A 24092-nucleotide genomic window follows, 5' to 3' on the forward strand; every position below is an offset into this window, starting at 1 on the left:
AGGGGACACGACACTCAGTAGACCACTGGGGATCGTGCATGGCTACGGTCTGTGCAGAGTCCGTAACCATGCTCTATGAGTCCTGCGGCGTCCGGCGGCCATAGTGGCGCACCCGTGGACGAGGAGGACTTCCGATGCGCAGCGTGACCTATCGCGGCTCACGGGATCCCCTGGACCGAGTCGTTCCACGAGCCTCGGTCACGATTGGATTTCAGCCACTGCCGACCCCTTGCTCCGAGCCGTGTAATCGATTCCAATCCTCCTCGTGTAATCGATTCCACGAGGAGGTGGGGCGGCGATGGCGAGTATCAAGGACGTCGCGGCCGAGGCGGGGGTGTCCGTCGCCACGGTGTCGCGGGTTCTGAACGACCATCCGTCGGTCAGTGACGACGCGCGTGCGCGGGTGATGGCCGCCGTGGCCGCGCTGGGCTACCGCCCCAACGCCGTCGCCCGCTCCCTGCGCACCGATCAGACCCACACCCTCGGGCTTGTCATCAGCGATGTCATGAACCCCTACTTCACGGAGCTGGCACGGTCCGTGGAGGAGGAGGCGCGGGCGCTCGGGTACAGCGTGATCATCGGGAACGCCGACGAACGGCCCGAGCTGCAGGACCATCACGTACGGAACCTGCTCGACCGGCGGATCGACGGGCTGCTCGTGTCGCCGACGGACGGTGGTTCGCCCCTGATGCTGGACGCCGTGCGGGCGGGGACTCCGATGGTGTTCGTGGACCGGTGGATCCCGGGTGTGGACGTGCCGATCGTCAGGTCCGACGGGCGAAGCGCCGTACGGGATCTGGTCGCGCACCTGTACGGGCTCGGGCATCGGCGGCTCGCGATCATCGCCGGTCCGGCGGCCACCACGACCGGGCGGGAGCGTGTCGAGGCGTTCCGGGAGGCCCTCGCCGAGCACGGGCTGCCGCTGCCGGACACCTACATCGGGCAGGGCGACTTCCAGGCCGAGAGCGGGCGGCGGGTGACCGAGGGGTTCCTCGACCTGGCCGAGCCGCCGGAGGTCGTGTTCGCGGCCGACAACCTGATGGCGCTCGGGGCGCTGGACGCCGTCCGCGCACGTGGGATGCGGGTTCCGGAGGATGTCGGGCTGGCCGCGTTCGACGACATCCCGTGGTTCGTGCACACCGATCCGCCGATCACGGCGGTCGCCCAGCCGACGGGCGAGCTGGGGCGGGCCGCCGTACGGGCCCTGGTCGACCGCATCGAGGGGCGGCCCCCGCGGTCCGTCACCCTCCCCGCCCACCTCGTCGTACGCCTCTCGTGCGGCGAGTCCACCGCCGGTGCCCCCACCGATTCCCCCGCCGGATTCCCCGCCGAGTCCCCCGTAACGAACAGGAGCGCGTCGTGAGCGACCCGGACGAGTTGCTGCGTATCGAAGGCATACGGAAAACCTTCCCCGGAGTGGTCGCGCTGGACGGCGTCGACTTCGATCTGCGCCGGGGCGAGGTGCACGTCCTGCTCGGTGAGAACGGCGCGGGCAAGAGCACGCTCATCAAGATGCTCTCCGGCGCCTACACACCCGACGCGGGGCGGATCCTCGCCGGTGGCGATGAGGTGCGCATCCATGGTGCGCAGGACTCCGAGCGGCTCGGGATCGCCACCATCTACCAGGAGTTCAACCTCGTACCGGATCTGACGGTCGCCGAGAACATCTTCCTGGGGCGCCAGCCGCGCCGCTTCGGGCTGATCGACCGGAAGCGGATGGAGGCCGAGGCCGCCGAACTGCTGGACCGGGTCGGCGTGAACGTGTCGCCACGCGCGCGTGTGCGTGAACTCGGGATCGCCCGGCTGCAGATGGTCGAGATCGCGAAGGCGCTGAGTCTCGACACCCGCGTGCTGATCATGGATGAGCCGACCGCCGTGCTGACGACCGAGGAGGTCGAGAAGCTCTTCGCAATCGTGCGTCGGCTGCGTGCGGACGGGGTGGGTGTCGTCTTCATCACCCATCACCTGGAGGAGATCGCCGCTCTGGGGGACCGGGTGACCGTCATCCGGGACGGGAAGAGCGTCGGGCAGGTGCCCGCCTCCACACCCGAGGACGAGCTCGTACGGCTCATGGTCGGGCGGTCGATCGAGCAGCAGTATCCGCGGCAGCAGGGCGAGGCCGGCGCCGGCGAGGCGTTGCTCGTCGTCGAGGGGCTCACCCGGGACGGCGTCTTCCATGACGTGAGCTTCGAGGTGCGGGCCGGTGAGGTCGTCGGTGTCGCGGGGCTCGTGGGGGCCGGGCGTACGGAGGTCGTGCGGGCCGTGTTCGGCGCCGACCGGTACGACAAGGGGGGCGTGAAGGTCGGGGGTTCCGCTGTTCCCAAGGACGACGTCAACGCCGCCATGGCCGCCGGGATCGGGCTCGTGCCCGAGGACCGCAAGGGCCAGGGGCTGCTGCTGGACGCCTCCGTCGAGGAGAACCTCGGGCTGGTGACCCTGCGGGGCGCCACCAGGGGCGGGTTCGTCGACCTGAAGGGGCAGCGGGAGAACGCTGCCCGCGTCGCCGAGCGGCTCGGGGTGCGGATGGCGGGGCTGCACCAGCACGTCCGCACCCTGTCCGGCGGCAATCAGCAGAAGGTCGTCATCGGCAAGTGGCTGCTGGCGGACACCAGGGTGCTGATCCTCGACGAGCCGACACGTGGCATCGACGTCGGTGCGAAGGTCGAGATCTACGAGCTGATCAACGAGCTGACGGCCGGCGGCGCCGCCGTACTGATGATCTCCAGTGACCTGCCCGAGGTGCTCGGCATGAGCGACCGGGTGCTGGTCATGGCCCAGGGGCGGATCGCGGGAGAACTCGCCGCCGCCGAGGCCACCCAGGACGCCGTGATGGCTCTCGCCGTCTCCAACCCCACCAACCCCCTCAGTGAGAAGGAGGCCCCCCGTGGCCGCTGACACGCTCAAGAGCTCGACGGGCGCGAGTGGCGCCTCGGGGCTTCGTCGGCTTCTGCTCGACAACGGCGCGCTGACCGCGCTCATCGTCCTCGTCGTCGCGATGTCGGTGCTCTCCGGCGACTTCCTGACGACCGACAACCTGCTCAACATCGGTGTCCAGGCCGCCGTCACCGCGATCCTCGCGTTCGGTGTGACCTTCGTGATCGTCTCGGCGGGCATCGACCTGTCGGTCGGTTCGGTGGCGGCCCTGTCGGCCACCGTCCTCGCCTGGAGCGCCACCTCGGAGGGCGTACCGGTCTGGATAGCCGTGATCCTCGCGATCGTCACCGGTGTCGCGTGCGGTCTCGTCAACGGCTTCCTCATCTCGTACGGGAAGCTGCCGCCGTTCATCGCGACGCTCGCCATGCTGTCGGTGGGGCGCGGCCTGTCGCTGGTGATCTCGCAGGGCAGCCCGATCGCGTTCCCGGAGTCGGTGTCGCACCTCGGTGACAACCTGGGCGGCTGGCTGCCGGTGCCGGTTCTGGTGATGGTCGTGCTGGGTGTCGTGACCGCCGTGATCCTCGGGCGTACGTACATCGGGCGTGCCATGTACGCGATCGGCGGCAACGAGGAAGCGGCCCGGCTGTCGGGGCTGCGGGTGAAGCGGCAGAAGCTCGTCATCTACGCCCTGTCCGGACTCTTCGCCGCCGCCGCGGGCATCGTGCTCGCCTCCCGGCTCTCCTCCGCGCAGCCGCAGGCCGCGCAGGGCTACGAACTGGACGCGATCGCGGCGGTCGTCATCGGCGGCGCCTCGCTGGCCGGCGGTACGGGCAAGGCGTCGGGGACGCTGATCGGCGCGCTGATCCTGGCGGTGCTGCGGAACGGGCTGAACCTGCTGTCGGTGTCCGCGTTCTGGCAGCAGGTCGTCATCGGTGTGGTGATCGCGCTGGCGGTGCTCCTCGACACCGTGCGCCGGAAGGCGGGGGCGACCCCGGTGGCGGCGGGTGCCGGTGGCTCCGGGGACCGGCGGAAGCAGGCGGTGACGTACGTGCTGGCGGCGGTGGTCGCGGTGGCCGTCGTGGGTGCGACCTCCTTCCTGCACAGCGGGTCGTCGGCGGCGAAGAGCGAGAAGATCGGGCTGTCGCTGTCGACGCTCAACAACCCGTTCTTCGTGCAGATCCGGGCCGGCGCGCAGGACGAGGCCAAGAAGCTGGGCGTGGACCTGTCCGTCACCGACGCGCAGAACGACGCCTCACAGCAGGCCAACCAGCTGCAGAACTTCACCAGCGAGGGCCTCGGCACGATCATCGTCAACCCGGTGGACTCCGACGCGGTGACCCCGGCGGCGAAGGCCGTGAACAAGGCGGACATCCCGCTGGTGGCCGTCGACCGCGCGGTGAACGGCGCGAACACGACCGCGCTCGTCGCCTCCGACAACGTCAGCGGCGGCGAGCTGGCCGCCAGGTCGCTCGCCGAGAAGCTGGGCGGCAAGGGCGAGATCGTCATCCTCCAGGGCCAGGCGGGCACTTCCGCCAGCCGGGAGCGCGGCGCCGGCTTCGCCGAGGGTCTGAAGGCCTACCCGGGCATCAAGGTCCTCGCCAAGCAGCCCGCCGACTGGGACCGCACCAAGGGCCTCGACGTGATGACGAACCTCCTCCAGTCCAACTCCGGCGTCGACGGCGTCTTCGCGGAGAACGACGAGATGGCGCTCGGCGCGATCAAGGCGCTCGGCGCCAAGGCCGGCAAGTCCGTCCAGGTCATCGGCTTCGACGGCACGGCCGACGGTCTGAAGGCCGTCGAGTCGGGCACGCTGTACGCGTCGGTCGCGCAGCAGCCCGCGGAACTCGGCAGGATCGCGGTGCGCAACGCGGTGAAGGCCGCCGAGGGCGAGAAGGTCGCGAAGTCGGTGATGGTGCCGGTGAAGGTGGTCACGTCGGAGAACGTGGCCGAGTTCAGCGGCTGAGACGATGCGCTGGCCGGACGGGAGCGTCAAGACCCGTCCGGCCGCTTCGGCTCTGCCGGCCGCTTCGGCTCTGCCGGGTGTTTCGGTTCTGCCAGGTGCTTCGGTCTTTCCGGGTGTTTCGGTTCTGCCGAGTGCTTCGGTCTTTCCGGGTGTTTCGGTTCTGCCGAGTGCTTCGGTCTTTCCGGTGCTTCGGCTCTGCCGAGTGTTTCGATCGTTCCGCCCGGCAACGCGACCGGCCGTCGGGCGGCCCCAATCCACCTGCACAGGGAGATGGATCATGTACGACTACGACCTCCTGGTCGTGGGATCGGCCAACGCCGACCTGGTGATCGGTGTCGAGCGACGGCCGGGGGCCGGTGAGACCGTGCTCGGCTCCGACCTGGCCGTGCATCCGGGCGGCAAGGGTGCCAACCAGGCGGTGGCGGCGGCCCGGCTCGGGGCGCGTACGGCGTTGCTGGCGCGGGTCGGTGACGACGGCAACGGGCGGCTGCTCCTCGACTCGCAGCGCGCGGCCGGGGTCGACACGGCGGGGGTGCTGGTCGGCGGGGCGCCCACCGGGGTCGCGCTGATCACGGTGGACCCGTCGGGCGACAACAGCATCGTCGTGTCGCCGGGCGCCAACGGAAAGCTGACTCCCGAGGACGTGCGGGCGGCGGACACGCTGCTGCGGGCCTCGCGGGTGGTGTCGGCGCAGTTGGAGATCCCGCTGGAGACGGTGGTGGAGGTGGTGCGACGGCTTCCGCAGGGGACGCGTTTCGTGCTGAACCCGTCGCCGCCGCGGGAGTTGCCCGCCGAGGTGCTGGCCGCCTGTGATCCGCTGATCGTCAACGAACACGAGGCGCAGGTCATCGTCGGGGGTGAGCTGGCGGGTTCGCCGGAGGACTGGGCGCGGGCTCTGCTGGCGCTGGGGCCGCGTTCGGTGGTCGTCACGCTGGGCGCGGAGGGCGCGCTGGTCGCTGACGCCGAGGGCAGCGCGCGGGTGCCCGCCGTGCGGGTGGACGCCGTGGACACCACGGGGGCCGGGGACGCGTTCACCGCGGCGCTGGCGTGGAAGCTGGGGGCGGGTGCGGAGCCGTCCGTGGCCGCCGCGTACGCGGCCCGGGTGGGGGCCGCCGCCGTCACGAAGGCCGGGGCGCAGGTGTCGTTCCCGACCGCCGAGGAGGTCGCCGCGCTGTGAAGCGGGCCGGGATACTCAACCGTCATCTGGCGGGCGCACTCGCGGAGTTGGGGCACGGGCACGGCGTGCTGGTGTGCGATGCGGGGATGCCGGTGCCGGACGGGCCGCGCGTGGTCGACCTCGCGTTCCGGGCCGGGGTGCCGTCCTTCGCGGAGGTGCTGGACGGGCTGCTCGACGAGCTCGTGGTCGAGGGCGCGACCGCCGCGCGCGAGGTCCGGGACGCGAACCCGGAGGCGACCGCACTGCTGGAGGACCGCTTCCCCGACCTGGAACTGGTCTCCCACGAGAAGCTGAAGGAGTTGTCGGCGGGCGCGCGACTGATCGTACGGACCGGGGAGGCGCGGCCGTACGCGAACGTGCTTTTGCGGTGCGGGGTGTTCTTCTAGCGTTGCCGTGCGGGGTGTCTTCCGGCGTTGCCGTGCGGGGTGTTCTTCCAGCGTTGCCGTGCGGGGTGTCTTCCGGCGGAGGGTGTTCTTCCGGTCGGTCTTCGCCGTCCGGAGGCGCCCGGAACGTTTCGAGGGGCCCGGTCCAGTGGACCGGGCCCCTCGGCTTTTCCCCTCCCGTATCAGAACCCCCGCGATCCCCCCAGATCCCCCTCCGGGAAGCCCTGATGCCACCTACGACCCGCGGAGTGCGGGAAGGGTTGCACGGTGTCTTGAGAATTTTTTGGTATGCCAAGACCGGGCTGGGGTTGATCAGTGGCGATCGGTCGAGGTGTCGACTTCGGCCGGAGTGCGTTGTCAGCGCCGACTGGCAGGGTTCGACCTGGGCGCGATCGGCCGAGTGGTCGGGAGGGAATGCGGAACGGGTGATTGCCGGGAGTGCGACGCAACACAAGGACGTTCGAATTATGTCCCGATGATGTCACCGCACAGGCAAGTGCGTTGCGGGTGCAACGCGTTGTGGGAGAGCATGTTCGGGACGTAGGTGAACCGGACACACGGGGGTGGGCACGACGTGAAGTTCGACATGGGGTCGACGACCCTGGCGGAACTCGGGAAGAGCACGGTCGGTTCCAGCGACGACCTCGGGACGCTGATCCAGCTGCTGATCAGCGCGGCCGAACCGCTGGAGGGCAAGTTCAACGGCGCCGGCAAGTTGGCGTTCGACTCGTTCAAGAGCCGCGCGGACGAGATCACCGCCGATCTGAACGGCTCGCTCGCCGCGATCCTGGGCGGCCAGTCGGGCATGGACAACGCGTTCGGCACGGGTGACGTGGAGTCCCAGGACAACGCCAACCAGAACATGGGCCTGGCCAACTTCGACGCGGCCCGCTTCGGCGCCCGATAAGCCATCGAGAGCATCAGCAGGGGGACATCCACATGGCTCAGAACCAGGACCGCCGTTCGTACGACACCGGGGCCTCGGGCGAGGTGCAGACCGCGCTCGGCACGATCGTGGGGCAGTTGGAGCGGGTGCTCGGCGACCGTGACGCCGCCGTCAAGGCCGCGATGACCGAGTTCCAGGCCGACGGTGTCTCGGACGACTACCACGGCAAGGAAGAGCGCTGGAAGAAGGCCGCGACCGAGGTTCGCGAGATCATCCGTCTGGTGCGCACCACGCTCGAACAGAACGACGGCACCGCCCAGTCCACGCTGGCCAAGGCCCGCGCGGCGGTCGACCAGATCGGCTGACGGAGCGGATCGAGCGACAGCGTGCCGATCCGCCGCCGGAGCGTATCGGCCGGCAGCGCAGATCATCTGACAGAGCAGATCTGCTGACAGAGCAGATCTGCTGACAGATCGGCTGACAGAGAAGTGATCGGGGTCCCGTAGCCGTGGCAGCGCAGGATTACGACAGCCAGTTGCTGGAGTCGGTGTCGGTGCGGCGTCGACGGCTGCGGGACGCCCTGCTGTTCGGAGCGCAGCGACAGCGGCGCTCGGTGGACGAACGGATCGGGAAGATCTTCGCCGGGATCGTCATCGCGGCGGTGTTGTGCGCGGGATGTGTGGGGTGGTCTTTCGTGTCGAACCGCATCATCGGAAAGAGCCCGTACGGAGGTTCCGTGCAGCCGTCGGGCACGCCGTCCCCGTCTGTTTCCACAGCGGTTTCCACAGCCCCGACCAGCGCTTCTACCCGGTGATAGGTTCGATCGCGTGATGTCTACGGGGACGTTGGGACAGGCCACGGGCGGGGCGCGGACGGCGCTCAGCCGGGTCACGCTGGTGGGCGAGCGGCGGCGGGTGGATCTCGTGCTGCCGTCTCGGGAGCCGGTCGGACTGCTGCTGCCGGAGATCATGCGGCTGCTCGACGACCGGGTCGGCGGGCGGCCCGAGTTGCGGCATCTCGTCACCGCGGACGGTTCCGCGCTGGCGCACGACAGCACACTGGAGTCGGCCGGGGTTCCGGACGGCGCCGTACTGCGGCTCGTCCGGGCCGAGGACGCGCCGTCGGCGCCCGTCGTGCACGACGTCACGGACGAGGCGGCCGAGGATCTCGACGCCCGCGGCTGGCGCTGGCGGCCGGCCACGCGCAGGGTCACCGCCGGGCTCGCCACGGTCGGCTGGGCCCTGGCCGCCGGAATGTTCGCACGGGCCGCGTACGAGCCCGGGGTCGTCGCCGGCACGCTGCTCGGCGTCGCGCTGGTGGCCGCGCTCGCGGGTGCGCTGTTGGGGCGGGCCGGGAAGCGGGGCCTGGCGACGACACTGATCGCGACGGCCGGTGCGCTGGGGCTGCTCGGCGCCTCGACGTCGGCGCAGGCACAGGACTGGTCCGGGACGCCGCAGGTCGCGGCCATGGCCACGGCCGGGGTCGTCACGCTCGCGCTCCTCGGGCTGTTCACCCCGCTCGGGCGGGGCGGGCTGGTCGGGGCGGGGGCGCTGGCCGGGGCCTCGGTGTGCTGGCTGGGGGTCGCCGCGACCGTGTCGGGCGCGGTGTCGCCGTCGGTGCCGGAGCAGGCCGAGGTGGGGGCCGTTCTCGCGGTGGTCTCCGTGGTCGTGCTCGGGCTGCTGCCCCGGCTGGCGCTGATGGCGTCGGGCCTCTCCGGCCTGGACGACCGGCGTTCCGGTGGCACCTCCGTGAGCCGCTTGCAGGTGTCGGCGGCGCTCACCGCCACGCACCGGGGGCTCGCCCTCGCGACGGTCACCCTGGCCGTCTCGGCCACCGCGGCCGGGGTGTTCGCGTTGCGCGCGCCCACCAAGTGGACCGTGCTGCTGGCCGTCGTCACCATGGTCGTCCTCGCGCTGCGCGCGCGGGCGTTCCCGCTGGTCGCCGAGGTCGTGGTGCTGCTCGGCGCGGCGGCCGTGCTCGGCGTGCGGCTGGTCTCGGCCTGGCTGGACCATTCCGGCGGGGCGGCCGGTCCGCTCGCCGTCCTCGTCCTGCTCGCCCTGCTTCCGCTGCTGGTACTCGCCGTGCAGCCCGCCGAGCATGTACGGGTACGGCTCCGGCGTTTCGGCGACACCCTCGAATCCATCGGCGTCATCACTCTGTTCCCGCTGCTCATCGGGGTGTTCGGCGTGTACGGACGACTGCTCGACACGTTCGCTTAGGAGCTGGGGGCCGCACATGGCGCAGGCAGGGGACTGGCAGCGGGATGTGCTGCGCGAGCTGGGCCGGCAGGAACCGGCCGGCGGGGGCGACGACGCCACCCCCGGACCACCGGAGGCTCCGGCCCGGCGGGCCGAGCCGACGCTGAGGTTGGTGCGGTCGATGCCGACGGGCCCGCCCGAGCCGACGCAGACGCCTGAACCGACGCAGACGCCCGAGGCGCCCGAGCAGCCGGGGTCCGCGCAGGGGACCGGGGACGATCGCTCCCCTCGATCGGCACCGGCCCACGGCACACCCGCGGGGCAGTCTTTGGCGCAGGCGGGGCCCGCCGTGCAGCCGCCGGCACAAGCAATGCCCGCCGTGCAGCCGCCGGCACAAGCAATGCCCGTCGCGCAGCCGCCGGCACAAGCGATGCCCGCCGTGCAGCCGCCGGCACAAGCAATGCCCGCCGTGCAGCCGCCAGCACAAGCAATGCCCGCCGTGCAGCCGCCGCACGTCCCAGAGCCACCAGTTCGTCCGACGCACGTCCCACAACCGACACCTGCCGCGCAGCCGTCGGCACACGCAGGGCCCGTCGGACAGCCTCCGGCACAAGCAGGGCCCGCCGGACAGCCTCCGGTTCAACCGATGCCCGCCGCGCACCCACCGGCACAGCCGACGCCCGGCGTGCACCCACCGGCACAGCCCGGCGTGCACCCACCGGCACAGCCCGGCGTGCACCCACCGGCACAGCCCGGCGTGCACCCACCGGCACAGCCCGGCGTGCACCCGCCCGTCGCGTCGCCCGTCGTAGGGCCGCCCGTGCCCCACACCCCCGCCGTGGGTCCCCGCACGGGGCTCCCCCAGGTCTCCGCGCACCCGCCGGTCGCGCCCGGTGGCGGGGACCGGGCGGGGCAGCCCGGCGACGTCCCTCCAGGGTCGGGGGGCTCCCCGGCCGCACCTGCTCCCCGTGGTTCCCGTGCGCCTCAGACCCCCCTGCGCGCCCCCGACTCGGTCCCCACGATCGATCCTCGGCTCGCGCACGCGCTCGGGCGGCCGCAGCACGGGGACTCGGTGGCCCGGCGTACGGGGCGGTCGATCCGGAAGCTCACCTCCTCCGCCGCGCAGGACGTGGCCGAGGAGACGCGGATCGCGCGGGAGCTGCAGCAGCCGGTGACGACGGGACGGGTGATCGCCGTGACGTCGATCCGGGGCGGGGTCGGGAAGTCGACGACGGCCGCGCTGCTGGGGCGGACGTTCAACCACTACCGCCACGACCCCGTGCTGACGATGGAGGCGGACGCGGCGCTGGGCACCCTGCCGGTGCGGATGGGGGCCGACTCGGTGCGCTGGTCGGTGGCCGATCTCGCGCACATCCTGAACCCGGCGATGCAGCTCACCGATGTCACCGGGTACCTGGTGCCGGTGTCCGACGGTGGCTGGCTGCTGCCCGGGAGCCAGGGCCGGGTCGGGGCCCCGCTGGACATCCGTACGTACCGCACGGTGACCCTCGCGCTGCGGCGCTACTTCGCGGTGACGGTGGTGGACTGCGAGACCCTGCCGGGCGAGGTGGCCCGTACGGCGATGGACACGGCCCACGCGCGTGTGGTCGTCGCGCCGATGACCGCGGAGGGCGTCAACGGCACCCGCCAGGTCCTGGACTGGCTCGGCCAGTTGCCGCACTCCGCGCTCGCCTCGACCGTCGTCGCGCTGACCGCCAACTCCCCCGACCTCACGCTGGACCTCAAAACGGCGGTCGCGCATCTCAGGGAGTCCGGCGTCCACGTCGTCCCCGTCCCCTACGACCGCCACCTCGCCCAGGGCGGCCCCATCCGCACCGCGCTGCTGGGGCAGGAGACCCGTGAAGCGGCGATCACGCTGGCGGCGGAGGCGATGACCCGGGCGGTGCGGATGCGATGACCACGGCAGCCACCCGAGAGATACGAGAAGGGGTCCGTCCGTGACCCAGCAGTTGATCCATCGGCCCGCGCGGAGCACCCGGCCGCTCGGGGCCGCCGGGGCCCGGACGATCGAGCCGCCGCCGAACCTCCCGGAGGGCAAGGCGGGGACGGCGGCGACGGCGCTGCTGCCGATGGCGGGTGTCATGGGCTCGGTCGTGATGATGACCGTGATCCGGAACAGCCAGTTCGCGGCACTCGGCGCGATCGTCCTGGTGTTCGCGCTGCTCGGCGCGGTCGCCCTCTTCCTCTCCCAGCGCGGCAAGGCCCAGCGCACCCGGCGTACGCAGCGGGAGCGGTATCTGGAGTATCTGGAGGAGCTGCGCGAGGAGTTCGGCACCGACGAGCGGCAGCGGCGGCAGCTCGCGCGGGTGCTCGATCCGCCCCCGGAGGCGCTGTACGACCTGGTGCGCGACCCCGCCCGGCTCTGGGAACGGCGGCGGCAGGACACCGACTTCCTGCGGGTGCGGGTCGGCACCGGTGACGTACCCGTGGCGGACCTGGCCATCGGGCAGAACCAGGGCGGGGTGCTGACCCCGCCGGACCCGTTCATGCTGAACGAGGCGCGGGCGCTGCTGGCCCGCTACTCCGTCGCCAACGACTGCCCGATCACCGTGCCGTTGGACCGCGCGGGCAATGTCAGCGTGGTCGGCGACCGGGAGGGTGTGCTGCGGGTGGCCCGCGCACTCCTCGTCCAGATCGCCGTCTCGCACGCGCCGGACGACGTGGCCGTGGCGCTCGGGGTGCCCGGCGAGCGGCTGGCGGACTGGGAGTGGGCCAAGTGGCTGCCGCATGTGCTGGACGGACAGGAGCACGACGGCCCGGTGGCGGCCCGCCGTATCGCGCCGAGCCTGCCGCAGCTGGCCCGGCACTTCCGTCATGAGCTGGGCCGACGTGCCTCGTACGCGGCGGAGGTGCGCCGAGGGCTCGCCGACCGCAAGGCGCTGAGGCTGGCGTCCCGCATGCTCGTCGTGAGCGACGAGTACGGGGAGACGGCCGCCGAACTGCCCCGGCCCGACACGGCGGTCGGGCTGCCGGACATGGGGGTCACCGTGCTGCACCTGCTGGAGGAGCAGGTCCACGAGCCCGATCAGGTGTCGGTGCGGATCACCGTGCGGGGCGATCAGGTGGTGGTGGAGGATCTTCGTGCGCCGGACCCCCTCTCGATCGCGGAGCCCCACACCGTCCCGGCCGCGCACGGCACCTCCGACCACGTCACCGCCGCCGGTGCCGAAGGCCTCGCCCGGCTGCTCGCGCCGCTGCGGCTGTCCGCGGAGTCGGCCGCCGAGGGCACCCCGGTCACCGGTCCCGTCGACTTCCCGGGCCTCCTCGGCATCGACGACCCGGCCGTCCTGAACCTGGTCGACCTCTGGGCGCCGCGCCGTGAGCGTGACTTCCTGCGCGTGCCCATCGGCTTGACCGACCGTCACGAACCCGTGCTCCTCGACCTCAAGGAGTCCTCTGAGCTGGGCATGGGCCCGCACGGGCTGTGCGTCGGCGCGACCGGTTCCGGTAAGAGCGAGCTGCTGCGCACCCTCGTGCTGGCGCTCGCCGCCACCCACTCCCCCGAGGATCTGGCCCTCGTCCTGGTCGACTACAAGGGCGGGGCGACCTTCGCCCCGTTCACCGAACTCCCCCACGTGGCCGGTGTGATCACCAACCTGGAGAACCAGGCGGGGCTCGTCGAGCGCGTCCACTCCAGCCTCGCGGGCGAGGTCAAGCGGCGGCAGCAGGTACTGAAGGACGCGGGGAACGTGGCCGACATCGGGCACTACGCCGCCCTGCGCGCGACCCGGCGCCCGGACCTCGAACCGCTCCCCCACCTCTTCGTCGTGATCGACGAGTTCGGTGAACTGCTCACCGCCAAGCCGGACTTCATCGACCTGTTCCTGTCCATCGGCCGCATCGGGCGTTCCATCGGCGTCCACCTCCTGCTCTCCAGCCAGCGCATCGAGGGCGGCAAGCTCAAGGGCCTGGACACCTATCTCTCGTACCGGCTGGGGTTGCGCACCTTCTCCGCCGACGAGTCGCGGACCGTGCTCGACACGACCGACGCCTTCCATCTGCCGCCGCTGCCGGGCTTCGGCTATCTGAAGGTGGACACCTCGACGTACGAGCGGTTCAAGGCGGGGTACGTGTCGGGTGCGTACCGGGGTCCGGCGTTGGTCGCGCAGGAGGACGACACGCCGCTGGCCTGGGCGTATCCGACGTACAACACGCTCGACAGCGCGTCCGCCACGAACGCGGTCGTCGACGAGCCCAAGGCGACCGAGCGGGAGACGGGGCCGACCGTGATGTCGGTGATGGTGGACCAACTCGCCTCCGCCGCACGGCCGGTGCGGCGGATCTGGCTGCCGCCGCTGCCGGACGCGATCACGCTGGACACGGCGGCCGGGCCCGTGCAGATCGACGAGCGGGGGCTTCAACTCGCCTCCGCCAGGGGACCGTTGCGGGTGCCGCTCGGGGTGCTGGACGATCCGGCGAAGCAGTGGCAGGGGCACTGGGTGCTCGATCTGACGGTCGCGGGCGGGCACGCGGCGGTGATCGGCGGCCCGCAGTCCGGCAAGACGACGCTGCTGCGGACGCTCGCGCTCTCGCTCGCCACGACCCACACGCCCGCCGAAGTCGCCCTCTACGGGCTGGACCTGGTGGGTGGCGGGCTGTCCGCGCTCTCCGGGCTGCCGCACGTCGGCGGGATCGCCGGGCGGGCCGACCGGGAGCGGGCCGCGCGGACGGTCGCCGAGGTGCGGACGATGCTGGCCGAGCGGGAGGAGCTGTTCCGGGAGCACGGGATCGACTCCGTCGACCAGCTGCGGCACCTGCGTGGGCAGGGCGGGCTGCGGGAGCTGGGATCCACCGACATCGTGCTCATCATCGACGGATTCGGCGCGCTGCGCGACGAGTTCGCCGAGCTGGACGACACGGTCGTGGATCTGCTCAAGCGCGGTGGCGGCTACGGCATCCATGTCGTCGGCGGCATGCTCCGCTGGAACGACGTACGGATCGCGACGCAGTCGATGTTCGGGACCCGGGTGGAGCTGCGGCTCAACGACCCGAGCGATTCGAGCGTCGACCGCAAGCTCTCCGAGACGCTGTCGCCCGACACTCCCGGGCGTGTCCTGACCGACGGCAAACTGTTCGCGCAGGCCGCGCTCCCCCGCCTCGACGGGCGGCCGTCGACGGGTGACCTCGGTCCGGCGCTGGAGAACGCGGCCCGTACGATCCGCTCCACCTGGCACGGTGAACTGGCCGCGCCCGTAAGGGTGTTGCCGACGAGGCTGTCGTCCGACCGGCTGCCGGCGCTGGTCGCCGAGCCGCACCGGGTGCCGATCGGTGTGGACCAGGACGCCCTGGCGCCCGCCCTCCTGGACCTCTTCGGCTCGGACCAGCATCTGCTGATCCTGGGCGACAACGAGTGCGGCAAGACGAACCTGCTCAAGCTGGTCGCCGCGCAGCTGGTTCAGCGGTACTCGGACGAGGAGCTGGTCTTCGGTGTCTTCGACCCCCGGCGCGGGCTGCGGGGTGTGATCCCGGAGCCGTACCGGGGCGGGTACGCGCACAACGCGAAGCTCGCGGCGGGCCTGGCGACGGGTATCGCGAGCGAGCTGGAGAAGCGGATGCCGCAGAGCGCCGACCCGGACGCACTGACCGACGAGCCCACGTTCACGGGCCCGCGGATCGTGATCCTGGTCGACGACTACGACATCCTCACCACCGCCGGACAGCAGCCGCTGGCACCGTTCCTGCCGTATGTGTCGTCGGCGCAGGACATCGGGCTGCACTTCGTGATCACGCGCCGGGTGGCGGGCTCGTCCCGGGCGATGTACGAACCGCTGCTGCAGACCCTCCGCGAGACCGGTACGGCCGCGCTGCTCATGACCGGCGAGCGCAGCGAGGGCCAGCTCTTCCCGGGCCTGTACGCCTCGGCGCAGCCGGCCGGGCGTGGCACGCTGGTCCGCCGGGGCCGGCCCCACCAGCTGATCCAGACCGCCGTGGCAACCGACAAGAACCCCGAAGGACTCCCGCTGTGACCCCCGGAGGACTCCCGCTGTGACCAAGGACGTCATCGCCCTCACCCCGAAGATGCCCGACGTCTGGACCCTCATGACGAGTCTGTACGCCGGCGGCTCCGACCTGGACCTGTCGGCGGCGGCCGACGGCGCGGTCGTCCAGCTGCACGGTCCCGGCGGCCGACCGCTGGTGTCCGTGGAGTCGCCGGTGCTCGTGCAGGTGCCCGGTGAGGCGGAGCGGCTGCTCGGGCAGGCCGTTCAGGCCCCGTTCTGGTGGACGGAGGCGCGGGCGTCCACGGCGGTGCCGGAGGCGGAGCGGCTCGCGGGCGTGGTGTGCGGGCGGCTCAACGCCCTGCTGGGCGGCTCCACCTGGCCTCCCGGGGCGGCGAGCACGAAGGTGGTGGACGTGTCGGCCGTGCCGTCGGCCGGGTCGGGGCAGCCCGCCGTGGACGTGGTGACCGAGCATGCGGCCGTCGTCCTCGTCGACCGGCCGGTGGTGGCCCTGACCAGCTGGCTCGCGGAGATCATGCGGACGGCCGTGGCGTCCCGGCGGTCCCTGCAGATCGTCACGCCGCCCGGTGTACGCCTGACCACCGCCGCCCGTACGACACTCGCGCGCGTCCCCAACCGCTGGGTCGTCCAGGACCCGGAGTGCGGGTACTACGACGGGCTGTCGGGGGCGGTGCTGCGCTGGCAGGACGGGGCGTTCTCGCCGGCGTTCGCGCAGGACGGGACGGCGGCCGTGGCCGCCGCGTTCACGCGCCCGGCGAGCGGTCCGGCGAGCGGCCCGGCGGACGAGGCGCCGGGCCGGCAGCTGATCGTCGCCCTCCGTACGGTGCACCGGGCCGACGAGGGGCTGCTGCTGGGCGGCGCCCTGGAGGCGGCGTGGGAGGCACTGACGGGGACGGCGCCGGCCGGCTGGGGTACCGCCGAGCCCGTCAACCTCCCCTGGTCGCCACGGCAGTTGACCGACCTGGCCCGGGAGCGGGTGCCCGAGCCGTCGCAGCTGGTCGTCGTCGGCACCCCGGACCGGCCGGCCATGGCGACGGTCCGGGTGACGCGTACGACGAAGGGCGTGGAGGAGGACGTGGTCCTGACCGTCGGGTACACGGCCGGCGAGGACGTGCCGCTGGAGCGGATCGAGCCGCTGGCCGACACGCTGGTCCGGGAGCACGGGCTGCGGACCATGCTGGCCTCGGTGCGGGTGGCGCGTGCCGACCTGACGACCGCGCCCCGCCTGGAGGGACCGCCGCTGCCCGCGGCCTTCACGCTCGGCCCGGACGACGTGCACACCATCGGGCTGGACCGCGCGCGGCGGCCCCCGGTCGAGGTCCGGGCGGTCCACCTCGGCCCGACGTCCCGTCCGGCGCTGCACTACCCCCTCGGGGACGGTACGGACACCGAGGCGTGGGCGCGGTTCCAGCAGCTCACGGCCCATCTCAAGGGTGATCGTTCCCAGCCATCCGCCCCTGGTCAGCAAGGGTGACTCGCGTCACTAACACAACGACCAATACCACCAGTACGAGTTCTGACCGGCAAAGGATGTACCGGCCTGACCTGGGTCTCTAACCTCCCGGCAACAGCTGCCAGAAGGCACGCGCCAGGAGGAGAACCATGGCCAGATCCAGCCACATCGGCACCGGGCACACCATCGTCACCGGCACGGGGTCCGTGCACCGGCGTCCCGTCCGGCGTCCCCTCGCGGCGGCGTTCGCCGCGACCCTCGCGCTCGGCACCCTGGGCGCCTGCGGCGGTGGCGACACCGACGCGCCGAAGGTGGCGGAGAACAAGATCTCGGCGGGCCAGGTGCCGGACTACTACCCGGCGGACTACGCCGACCTGATCTCGGCGGCGGAGAAGGAGGGCGGCAAGCTCACCGTCTACTCGAACCTCGGCGACGAGAACATGGCGCCGATCGTCCGGGACTTCAAGAAGAAGTACGACTTCATCAAGACCGTCTCCGTCAACGAGCTGGACAGCGACGAGCTGTTCCAGAAGACCCTGTCCGAGAACGCGGCCGGCTCCTCCCCGGCGGACGTGCTGATCTCCAGCGCGGCGACCGCGTGGGCCGACTTCTCGGGCCGCAAGGGCACGGTCCTGGAGTACAAGTCGCCGGAGCTGGAGGAACTGGGCGCGAGCGCGGAGCTGCTGCCGAGCGTGTACTCGGTGTCGCAGGACCCGATGACGATCGCGTACAACACGTCGCTGATGGAGACCCCGCCGACCACGCTGACGGACTTCGCGAAGATCCTCACGTCGGACGAGGACAAGTACAAGAACAAGGTGACGGTCCGCGACCCGGAGGGCTCGTTCGGCTTCACGGTCACGCGGGCGCTCACCGAGGGCAACCCGGAGTCCTGGACCGACCTGGAGAAGATTCTTCCGCTGACCCGCCCGGAGACCTCCTCCGGCACCCAGCTGGAGAAGATCGTCGCCGGTGAGTACATGGCCGGCTTCCTGATCAGCGCCTCCCCCGCGTACCCGGTCGTCGAGGACAGCGCGGGTCTTGTGAAGATCGTCTTCCCGAAGGACGGCACGGTCGTCCTGCCGCGCGGCCTCGGTATCGCCGCCGAGGCGCCGCACCCGGCGACCTCGAAGCTCTTCCTGGACTTCGCCCTCTCCGACGAGGGCCAGCGCGCGGTCGCCGAGGGCGGTCTGGCCTCGTACCGCGAGGGCGTCAAGGGCGAGGGTCTGCACACCTACCAGGAGGTCGTGGACGCGGTCGGCGAGGAGAACATCATCCACGTCGAGTACAAGCCGGTCGCGAAGGACGACGCCGCCGCCTGGCTGGAGCGCTTCGACGGACTGCGCAAGTAGTCCGTAACCAGGCAGCCTCCAGGGACGATCGGAGTCAGAGCAGATGTCAACCCTCACCCAGCCGCCCCGCACCCCGGCCGGCGAGTCACCCACGGAAACGTTCAGGCCGCCGCGCTACCGCCGCCCCCTCGGCATCGGGCGGGACACGGTCGTCCAGTACGCGGTCCTGGCGTTCCTCGCCGTCCTGGTGCTGGCCCCGATCGTCCCGACCCTCTACCAGAGCATCCGCAACCGCCCGCTCTACGAGGCGGGCGGAGCCTTCACCCTCAGCGGCTACACCGACCTCTTCACCAAGGCCGGCTTCGGTGAAGTCGCCCTGAACACGCTGCTGTTCGCCTCGCTGACGACGATCCTCAGCCTGGCCATCGCCATCCCGATGGCGATCGTGGTGGTCCGGACGAAGCTGCCGGGCGGCCGGCTGGTCGCGCTGGCGATGCAGTGGCCGTTCTTCATCTCCTCGCTGATCCTGGGCTTCGGCTGGATCATCATGTACGGCCCGGCCGGGTTCGTCAGCGTCAAGGTGCAGCAGGTCTTCGGCGGGGTGCCGTGGAACCTGTACTCGATCCCCGGCATGGCTCTCACGGAAGCCGTGGCACTCGCCCCGATCGCGTACGTCTTCTGCGCCAACGCCCTGCGGCAGTCGGACGCGTCGCTGGAGTCGGCCGCCCAGGTCTGCGGTGCGGGCCCCTTCCGCATCCTCGCCCAGGTGATCGTCCCGCTGCTGCGGCCCCCGATCGTCTACTCGGCGATCCTCGTCTTCTCCGTCTCCATCGAGACGCTGAGCGTGCCTCTGCTGTACGGCCAGCCGGTCAGCATCGACGTCTTCTCGACCTTCCTCTACCACAACGGACTTCAGTCGGTGGACCCCGACTACACGATGCTGGGCGCCGCCTCCACGGTGATCCTCGTGCTCACCCTCAGCCTGGTCGCCGTACAGGCGAAGCTGCTGAAGGACGCGGCCCGGTTCGTGTCCGTGCGCGGCAAGGTGACCCGGCCGCGCAAGCTCGACCTGGGCTGGCTGAAGTGGGTGAGCATCGCCTGCATCTGGTTCTACGTGATCGTCGGCGCCCTGATCCCGATCGCGGGCCTGGTGATGCGGTCCTTCACGCTCGTCTTCACGCCGCTGCAGTCGCCGTTCAGGACGGTGACGACGAAAAACTACGAGCTCGTCTTCGACTCCGACAACTACGTGCAGTCGCTGTGGAACAGCCTCATCGTGGCCGGTGTCGGCTCGGTGGTGGTCAGTGTCCTGGCCGTGTTCGCGGTGATGGTGGCCCGGCGCTCCACGTTCAAGTGGGGCCGGGCGGTGGAGTATCTGGCCCTCATCCCCCAGTCCCTCCCCGGCATCATCATCGGTATCGGCTTCTTCTGGGCCTTCGCGCTCGCCCCGTTCGGGATGGGGTCGGTCCTCCAGGGCACGATCTACGCCGTCGTCATCGCCTTCGGCATGCGGGCCCTGCCCAGCGCGTTCGGCTCGGTCGCCCCGGCGATCATGCAGATCGGCGGTGAGCTGGACAACGCGGCCCGGGTCTCCGGCGCCGACTGGCTGATGACCTTCTTCCGTGTCCTGCGGGCCCTGATCACGCCGGCGTTCGCCGGAGCCCTGGTGCTCACCTTCGTGATCATGCTCAAGGAGTACTCCCCGGCCGTCTTCCTCAGCTCGGCCGACAACAACATCCTCGGCACCACCATGCTCAGTCTCTGGACGCAGGGCAGGGCCGGATCCGTCGCCGCGCTGGCCACCCTCCAGATCGGCATCACCGCGGTCTTCGTCGCACTCGCTGGACTGCTCATGAAGGGAAAGCACCATGCCTGAGGTGACCGTCAAGAACCTCGCCAAGACGTTCGGCGACAACTCCGTCCTGCGGGATGTCACCTTCACCATCAAGGACGGCGAGTTCTTCACGCTGCTCGGCGCGAGCGGCTGCGGCAAGTCGACGACGCTGAACTGCATCGCGGGTCTGGAGCAGCCGACGGAGGGCTCGATCGCGGTTGGGGGGAGACCGTTCGTGGACGCCGGGGCCGGGATCTTCCTTCCTCCCGAGGAGCGCAACCTCGGCATGGTCTTCCAGTCGTACGCGCTGTGGCCGCACATGACCATCGCGAAGAACCTCGCGCTGCCGCTCAACATCCGCAAGGTGCCTAAGGACAAGCAGAGGACGCTGATCCACGACGCGCTGGACAAGGTGGGCCTGGCCGCGCTGAGCGGCCGGTACCCGCACCAGCTCTCCGGCGGCCAGCAGCAACGCGTCGCCCTGGCACGGGCGTTGGTGTACTCGCCGACGGTCCTGCTGCTGGACGAGCCCCTGTCGAACCTGGACGCCAAGCTGCGCGAGCAGGCCCGTGCCTGGCTCAAGCGGCTCCAGGAGGAGCTGGGCATCACGACCGTCTACGTCACCCACGACCAGGACGAGGCGCTCGCGCTGAGCGACCGGATCGCCGTGATGGAGGGCGGCAACATGATCCAGATCGGCACGCCGCACGAGATCTACGAGCGGCCCGCGGCCCCGGCCGTCGCCGCGTTCGTCGGCCGCTGCAACTTCCTCACCGGCAAGGTGGTGAGCCTGGACGGCACCCGGCACACCGTGCTCCTCGACTCCAGCGGGGACGTCGTACGGGTCGACAGCGAGCGGCGCGTCCCGACCGGGGACTCCGTGACGGTGGCCGTCCGCCCCGAGCGCCTGGAAGTCGTCGCCTCGGCCGAGACCCCGGCCGGCGTGAACAGGCTCGACACCCAGGTCATCACCAGCTCCTACGTCGGCTCCCGCTACGAGTACGACGTCCGCCTCGGCGACCAGGTGGTGCAGGTGCTGAGCGGCAACGGGGGCCTGGCGGGCGAGGTGGCCCTGGTCTTCGACCCGGGGCACGCGCTGCTGTACGCGGACAAGGTCGAACTGCCGGAGGACCAGCGGGACTTGCTGACGGTCGTCAGGTGACGGAGGGGCCTGGCCGAGCTTTGACCCGCACGTGGGTCATCGCCTCCCCCCACAGGCCCCGACCTCTACCGGACCTGGGGCGGTTCGCTTCGCGGTGCCGCACCCTCCGCGTACTCCCTGGGGCGACTACGTCGATCACGCCACCAGTCCTGCGCTGAGTGAACGATCAGCACGACAGCAGTCACCAGCGCGACGACGCGAATCGCATTCCAGGTTATGTCGGTGGTCAATCCCTGCGAGTCCGCCTCCACGACGAGCCGCTGAGAGGTCTCGAGGAAAGCAATCAGCGGAACAAGCAGGCGGAAGGGGAGGCCACCGATACCGGGCGTGCGTGCCAGGTTTCCCAGGAAGCCCAAAGGCGCCCCGAGGACGAACGCCGCCAGTCCCCAGGCCAGCATTTTGGAAGTGAGACCCTCGCCGGCCCCACCGGAAATCACCCGACCCATCGGGGCCTCAGGGCTAAGATACTTGAAGAGGTAATACGCGACCACACCGATGGCCAATGCCGAAGAAGCCAGCAGCGACGACTCGATTTTAGATCGCCGCGACCAGCCGACCACAAAAGCAAAGCACGCCCACGACCACCCGCCGGAAAACACAAGATGCACAGCATGAAGAAGCGGGTTTTCGAATTTACCTGCCAGTGGGCCGACCATGCCGAGTACGAGACCCGCCCCGAGAGTCATCACAGCAGGAAAGGCGCGAGTATGCGAAAAGTGTACGATTTCCTATACCTCACTCTGTGCTCATGATCGCATGCACTCGGCTCCCGGCGTCACCGTCGACAGACGGGCGTGACGCAGGCGCAGGCACGGGCCTGTGCGATCACGGAGCTCTCCACGCTCAGTGATCACACGGAGAACCCGTGCCTGCACCGCCGCTGGTCCTGGACCGTGAGATCTCAGCCGCCGACTACGCTTGTGGCCGCCTCGAGTGATCCATTCGGGGCCGGTCTCAGTCCTTGGACCAGAACGCCTGGCACGTGTAGGCGCCACCACCGGTCAAGTGGGCGCTGGCCGTGAGGTTGGCGCGAGCCCAGGCGCGCTTCGAGCCGCCGGCGATCTTCACGGTCGCACTATGACCCACTGCGTGATGGAAGTAATTCGAGTAGCAGTCCTTGCCACCCGCGACGGCGTTCCAGCCGAAGCTCCAGGTTCCGCCACCGACCTCGACAATGGTCTGCGGCTTCACAAGCCTCACCGAATCGTCCATCGTGATCGTCACCATGCCCCATTCGCTGGGGTTACCCAGATGCGCAGGCGGCTGGGTGCCGTCCCCACGAGTGTGGAACGTGACCGCGCTGGAGACGTCGGCCTGATCGTCGGCCGCGGCAGCCGGTGTGGCGAGGGCGCCGGCTGCCAGAGCTGCGCCGGCAAAAGCCAGACCCAGAGATTTCCTGAAAACCTTCACGAAACATTCCTCCCGTTGTTCCCCCACACGGGGGACGGAAGGATCCTAGGCAGCACCACATCCCTCAACAAAGGAATATTGAGGCGCTCGCCCAAAAAGCGCCATCGACCGATTTGCGCACTCCAAGCGGGCTTCCCCCACATTGCGACGGCAGCTTGGATGCGTAATGCCCCAATATCGCGCGTTGGTCAGACCCTTCGCCCACTCCAGCAGGCTGGTGGCCGAGTCCTGATCTCGATGCTGCACGGCAATCCGTCGACGGATTCGGTAGATCGCCCGCTTTGGGTAGATACCGGGGCAGACCGAGGTTGCCGGGGTCGGGCAGCGAAGCGCGGGGCGATGCTGCCTGACGCCTCCGCTGTATGCCCGGTAGCCGCCGGGTGAGGCTGTGGCCATGAGAATCGGTGCGTCGCTCCTCACGTTGTCCCTGGTCCCGCTACTGGCCTGCGTCCTGGTGTTCGCCGAGTGGCTGCCCCGGGACATGGACCGCTACGCCGACTACAGGGCAGCCGGGCGATGCGCCGCCGACTCCCCCGTGGTGAAGTACGAGGACTGCCTGCGGACGGCCCCCTTCACCGTCGACGGTACGCGCAACAAGGCGGGCAGAAGCGGCAGTTACCAGGCCACGCTGTCCGGCGCGCCCTTCTGGAACGGGACCGTGTCGTTCGGCGACCCCGACCCCCTGCTGGCGCGGCTGCGGCCCGGGGACCGGGTCACCGGCACAGTCTGGCGCGGGGACGTCGTGGCGCTCGGCCGGGGAGACGTCCGGCAGAGCACCTCCGTCGAGCCTCGCGACGAACCCCAGATGACGGCCGCGATCGGCACGTTCGCGGGCCTGCTGGCCGCCCTCGCGTTCTGGCTCGGCACGATGCGGCTGACCGGCCCCCGCGACCGTGAGCCCCGCACCTGGGCCCATTACGGCAAGCCCCTGCTCATCACCCTGGTCGGCGTGTGCTTCGGGATCGGGCTGCCGTCCGTGTGGCTGGGCCTCCCGTGGCGGCTCGTGCCCGCCGTCGTCGTCCCCTTCATGGTGTGCGCGGCCTGGCTGCTCCACCGGTACCGCGTCGCTTCGGCGGCCTCCGGTCCGGCAGCCGCTTGACCAGCGACCGCCAGCCCGGCAGATCGGTCTCCAGAGGAGGTCGGCGTCCTGCAACGGCGGTGTGCCAGGATGCGATCGCAGGCTCTCACCTCCGAAGACTCTGTGAGCCTGTTGCGGCGGATGCGAGGAAATCCATGAGCAGCTCCGAACCGACCTGGTTCAAAAGCAGTTACAGCGGCGCCGACGGCGACGACTGCGTCGCAGTGGCCCTCTCCTGGTTCAAGTCGAGCTACAGCAGCGGCGACGACTGCGTCGAAGTGGCCGTCGCCCTCCCCCACACCATCCACGTCCGCGACTCCAAGAACACCACCGGCCCCCAGCTCACTCTCTCCCCCACCGCCTGGGCCGACTTCGTCCCGTACGCCGCTCAGGACTGACCCTCG

Annotated in this window: 19 protein-coding genes and 1 pseudogene; 18 read left to right on the forward strand and 2 right to left on the reverse strand. The window is 70.6% G+C overall.

Translation table 11 applies throughout. From position 1 onward, the window contains the following. Positions 1–298 precede the first annotated feature (298 nt). The 15 genes from OG858_RS16305 (at position 299) to OG858_RS16375 (ending at position 21200) form a co-directional block, all read left to right on the forward strand. Positions 299–1363: a LacI family DNA-binding transcriptional regulator gene (locus OG858_RS16305; protein WP_319064864.1), complete on the forward strand. Its 1065-nt coding sequence runs from the start codon at positions 299–301 to the stop codon at positions 1361–1363. Then, entirely contained in the window at positions 1360–2895 is a 1536-nt protein-coding gene (locus OG858_RS16310; protein ID WP_086752446.1) for a sugar ABC transporter ATP-binding protein, read from the forward strand. Before OG858_RS16305 ends, OG858_RS16310 begins: the two co-directional genes overlap by 4 nt. Then, positions 2885–4837: an ABC transporter permease/substrate-binding protein gene (locus tag OG858_RS16315; protein WP_086752444.1), complete on the forward strand. Its 1953-nt coding sequence runs from the start codon at positions 2885–2887 to the stop codon at positions 4835–4837. The genes OG858_RS16310 and OG858_RS16315 overlap by 11 nt, the downstream gene beginning before the upstream one ends. Before the next feature lie 277 nt (positions 4838–5114). Beyond that, positions 5115–6014: a ribokinase gene (locus OG858_RS16320; protein ID WP_319064865.1), complete on the forward strand. Its 900-nt coding sequence runs from the start codon at positions 5115–5117 to the stop codon at positions 6012–6014. Then, complete coding sequence (rbsD, locus tag OG858_RS16325; protein WP_319064866.1) at positions 6011–6400, forward strand: D-ribose pyranase; 390 nt, start codon at positions 6011–6013, stop codon at positions 6398–6400. Before OG858_RS16320 ends, rbsD begins: the two co-directional genes overlap by 4 nt. A 571-nt stretch (positions 6401–6971) precedes the next feature. After that, positions 6972–7304, forward strand: coding sequence for a hypothetical protein (locus tag OG858_RS16330; protein WP_179201537.1), 333 nt, complete (start codon positions 6972–6974; stop codon positions 7302–7304). Positions 7305–7336: 32 nt separating this feature from the next. Beyond that, positions 7337–7648: a pore-forming ESAT-6 family protein gene (locus OG858_RS16335; RefSeq protein ID WP_086754559.1), complete on the forward strand. Its 312-nt coding sequence runs from the start codon at positions 7337–7339 to the stop codon at positions 7646–7648. 143 nt (positions 7649–7791) lie between these two features. Further along, positions 7792–8097 carry a hypothetical protein gene (locus OG858_RS16340; protein WP_086754561.1) on the forward strand — a complete coding sequence of 102 codons (306 nt, stop codon included), beginning with the start codon at positions 7792–7794 and terminating at the stop codon, positions 8095–8097. Positions 8098–8113: 16 nt separating this feature from the next. Next, entirely contained in the window at positions 8114–9502 is a 1389-nt protein-coding gene (gene eccD, locus OG858_RS16345) for a type VII secretion integral membrane protein EccD (protein WP_319263917.1), read from the forward strand. A gap of 817 nt (positions 9503–10319) precedes the next feature. Then, positions 10320–11399, forward strand: coding sequence for a type VII secretion protein (locus OG858_RS16350; protein WP_319263915.1), 1080 nt, complete (start codon positions 10320–10322; stop codon positions 11397–11399). A gap of 40 nt (positions 11400–11439) precedes the next feature. Then, positions 11440–15468 (forward strand): type VII secretion protein EccCa, encoded by a 4029-nt coding sequence (gene eccCa, locus OG858_RS16355; RefSeq protein WP_319319662.1) that lies wholly within the window; start codon positions 11440–11442, stop codon positions 15466–15468. Between the two features lie 19 nt (positions 15469–15487). Next, positions 15488–16933: a DUF6177 family protein gene (locus OG858_RS16360; RefSeq protein WP_086749124.1), complete on the forward strand. Its 1446-nt coding sequence runs from the start codon at positions 15488–15490 to the stop codon at positions 16931–16933. 128 nt (positions 16934–17061) lie between these two features. Next, positions 17062–18264: an ABC transporter substrate-binding protein gene (locus tag OG858_RS16365; RefSeq protein WP_328544769.1), complete on the forward strand. Its 1203-nt coding sequence runs from the start codon at positions 17062–17064 to the stop codon at positions 18262–18264. A gap of 43 nt (positions 18265–18307) precedes the next feature. Then, complete coding sequence (locus tag OG858_RS16370) at positions 18308–20080, forward strand: ABC transporter permease (RefSeq protein WP_086749126.1); 1773 nt, start codon at positions 18308–18310, stop codon at positions 20078–20080. Continuing rightward, positions 20073–21200: an ABC transporter ATP-binding protein gene (locus OG858_RS16375; RefSeq protein WP_086749127.1), complete on the forward strand. Its 1128-nt coding sequence runs from the start codon at positions 20073–20075 to the stop codon at positions 21198–21200. The genes OG858_RS16370 and OG858_RS16375 overlap by 8 nt, the downstream gene beginning before the upstream one ends. 65 nt (positions 21201–21265) lie before the next feature. Here the strand turns inward: OG858_RS16375 and OG858_RS16380 are convergent, their stop codons facing one another. Next, on the reverse strand, positions 21266–21856 hold the full coding sequence (locus OG858_RS16380; RefSeq protein WP_256960528.1) for a hypothetical protein: 591 nt from the start codon (positions 21854–21856) through the stop codon (positions 21266–21268). Between the two features lie 298 nt (positions 21857–22154). Next, entirely contained in the window at positions 22155–22610 is a 456-nt protein-coding gene (locus OG858_RS16385) for a lactococcin 972 family bacteriocin (RefSeq protein WP_086749129.1), read from the reverse strand. A 394-nt stretch (positions 22611–23004) separates the two neighbouring features. Here OG858_RS16385 and OG858_RS16390 point away from each other — a divergent pair, with 394 nt between their 5' ends. From OG858_RS16390 to OG858_RS16400, 3 genes and pseudogenes are all read left to right on the forward strand, one after another. Further along, positions 23005–23709, forward strand: a complete 705-nt coding sequence (locus tag OG858_RS16390) for a hypothetical protein (protein ID WP_256960529.1) — start codon at positions 23005–23007, stop codon at positions 23707–23709. A 30-nt stretch (positions 23710–23739) separates the two neighbouring features. Beyond that, a pseudogene (locus OG858_RS16395) lies at positions 23740–23847 on the forward strand (transcriptional regulator); the annotation flags it as partial. Then, complete coding sequence (locus OG858_RS16400; protein ID WP_319263908.1) at positions 23844–24086, forward strand: DUF397 domain-containing protein; 243 nt, start codon at positions 23844–23846, stop codon at positions 24084–24086. The pseudogene OG858_RS16395 and the gene OG858_RS16400, both read left to right, overlap by 4 nt. Positions 24087–24092: the final 6 nt, after the last annotated feature.

It is taken from the genome of Streptomyces europaeiscabiei (assembly GCF_036346855.1).
GTDB lineage: Bacteria > Actinomycetota > Actinomycetes > Streptomycetales > Streptomycetaceae > Streptomyces > Streptomyces europaeiscabiei.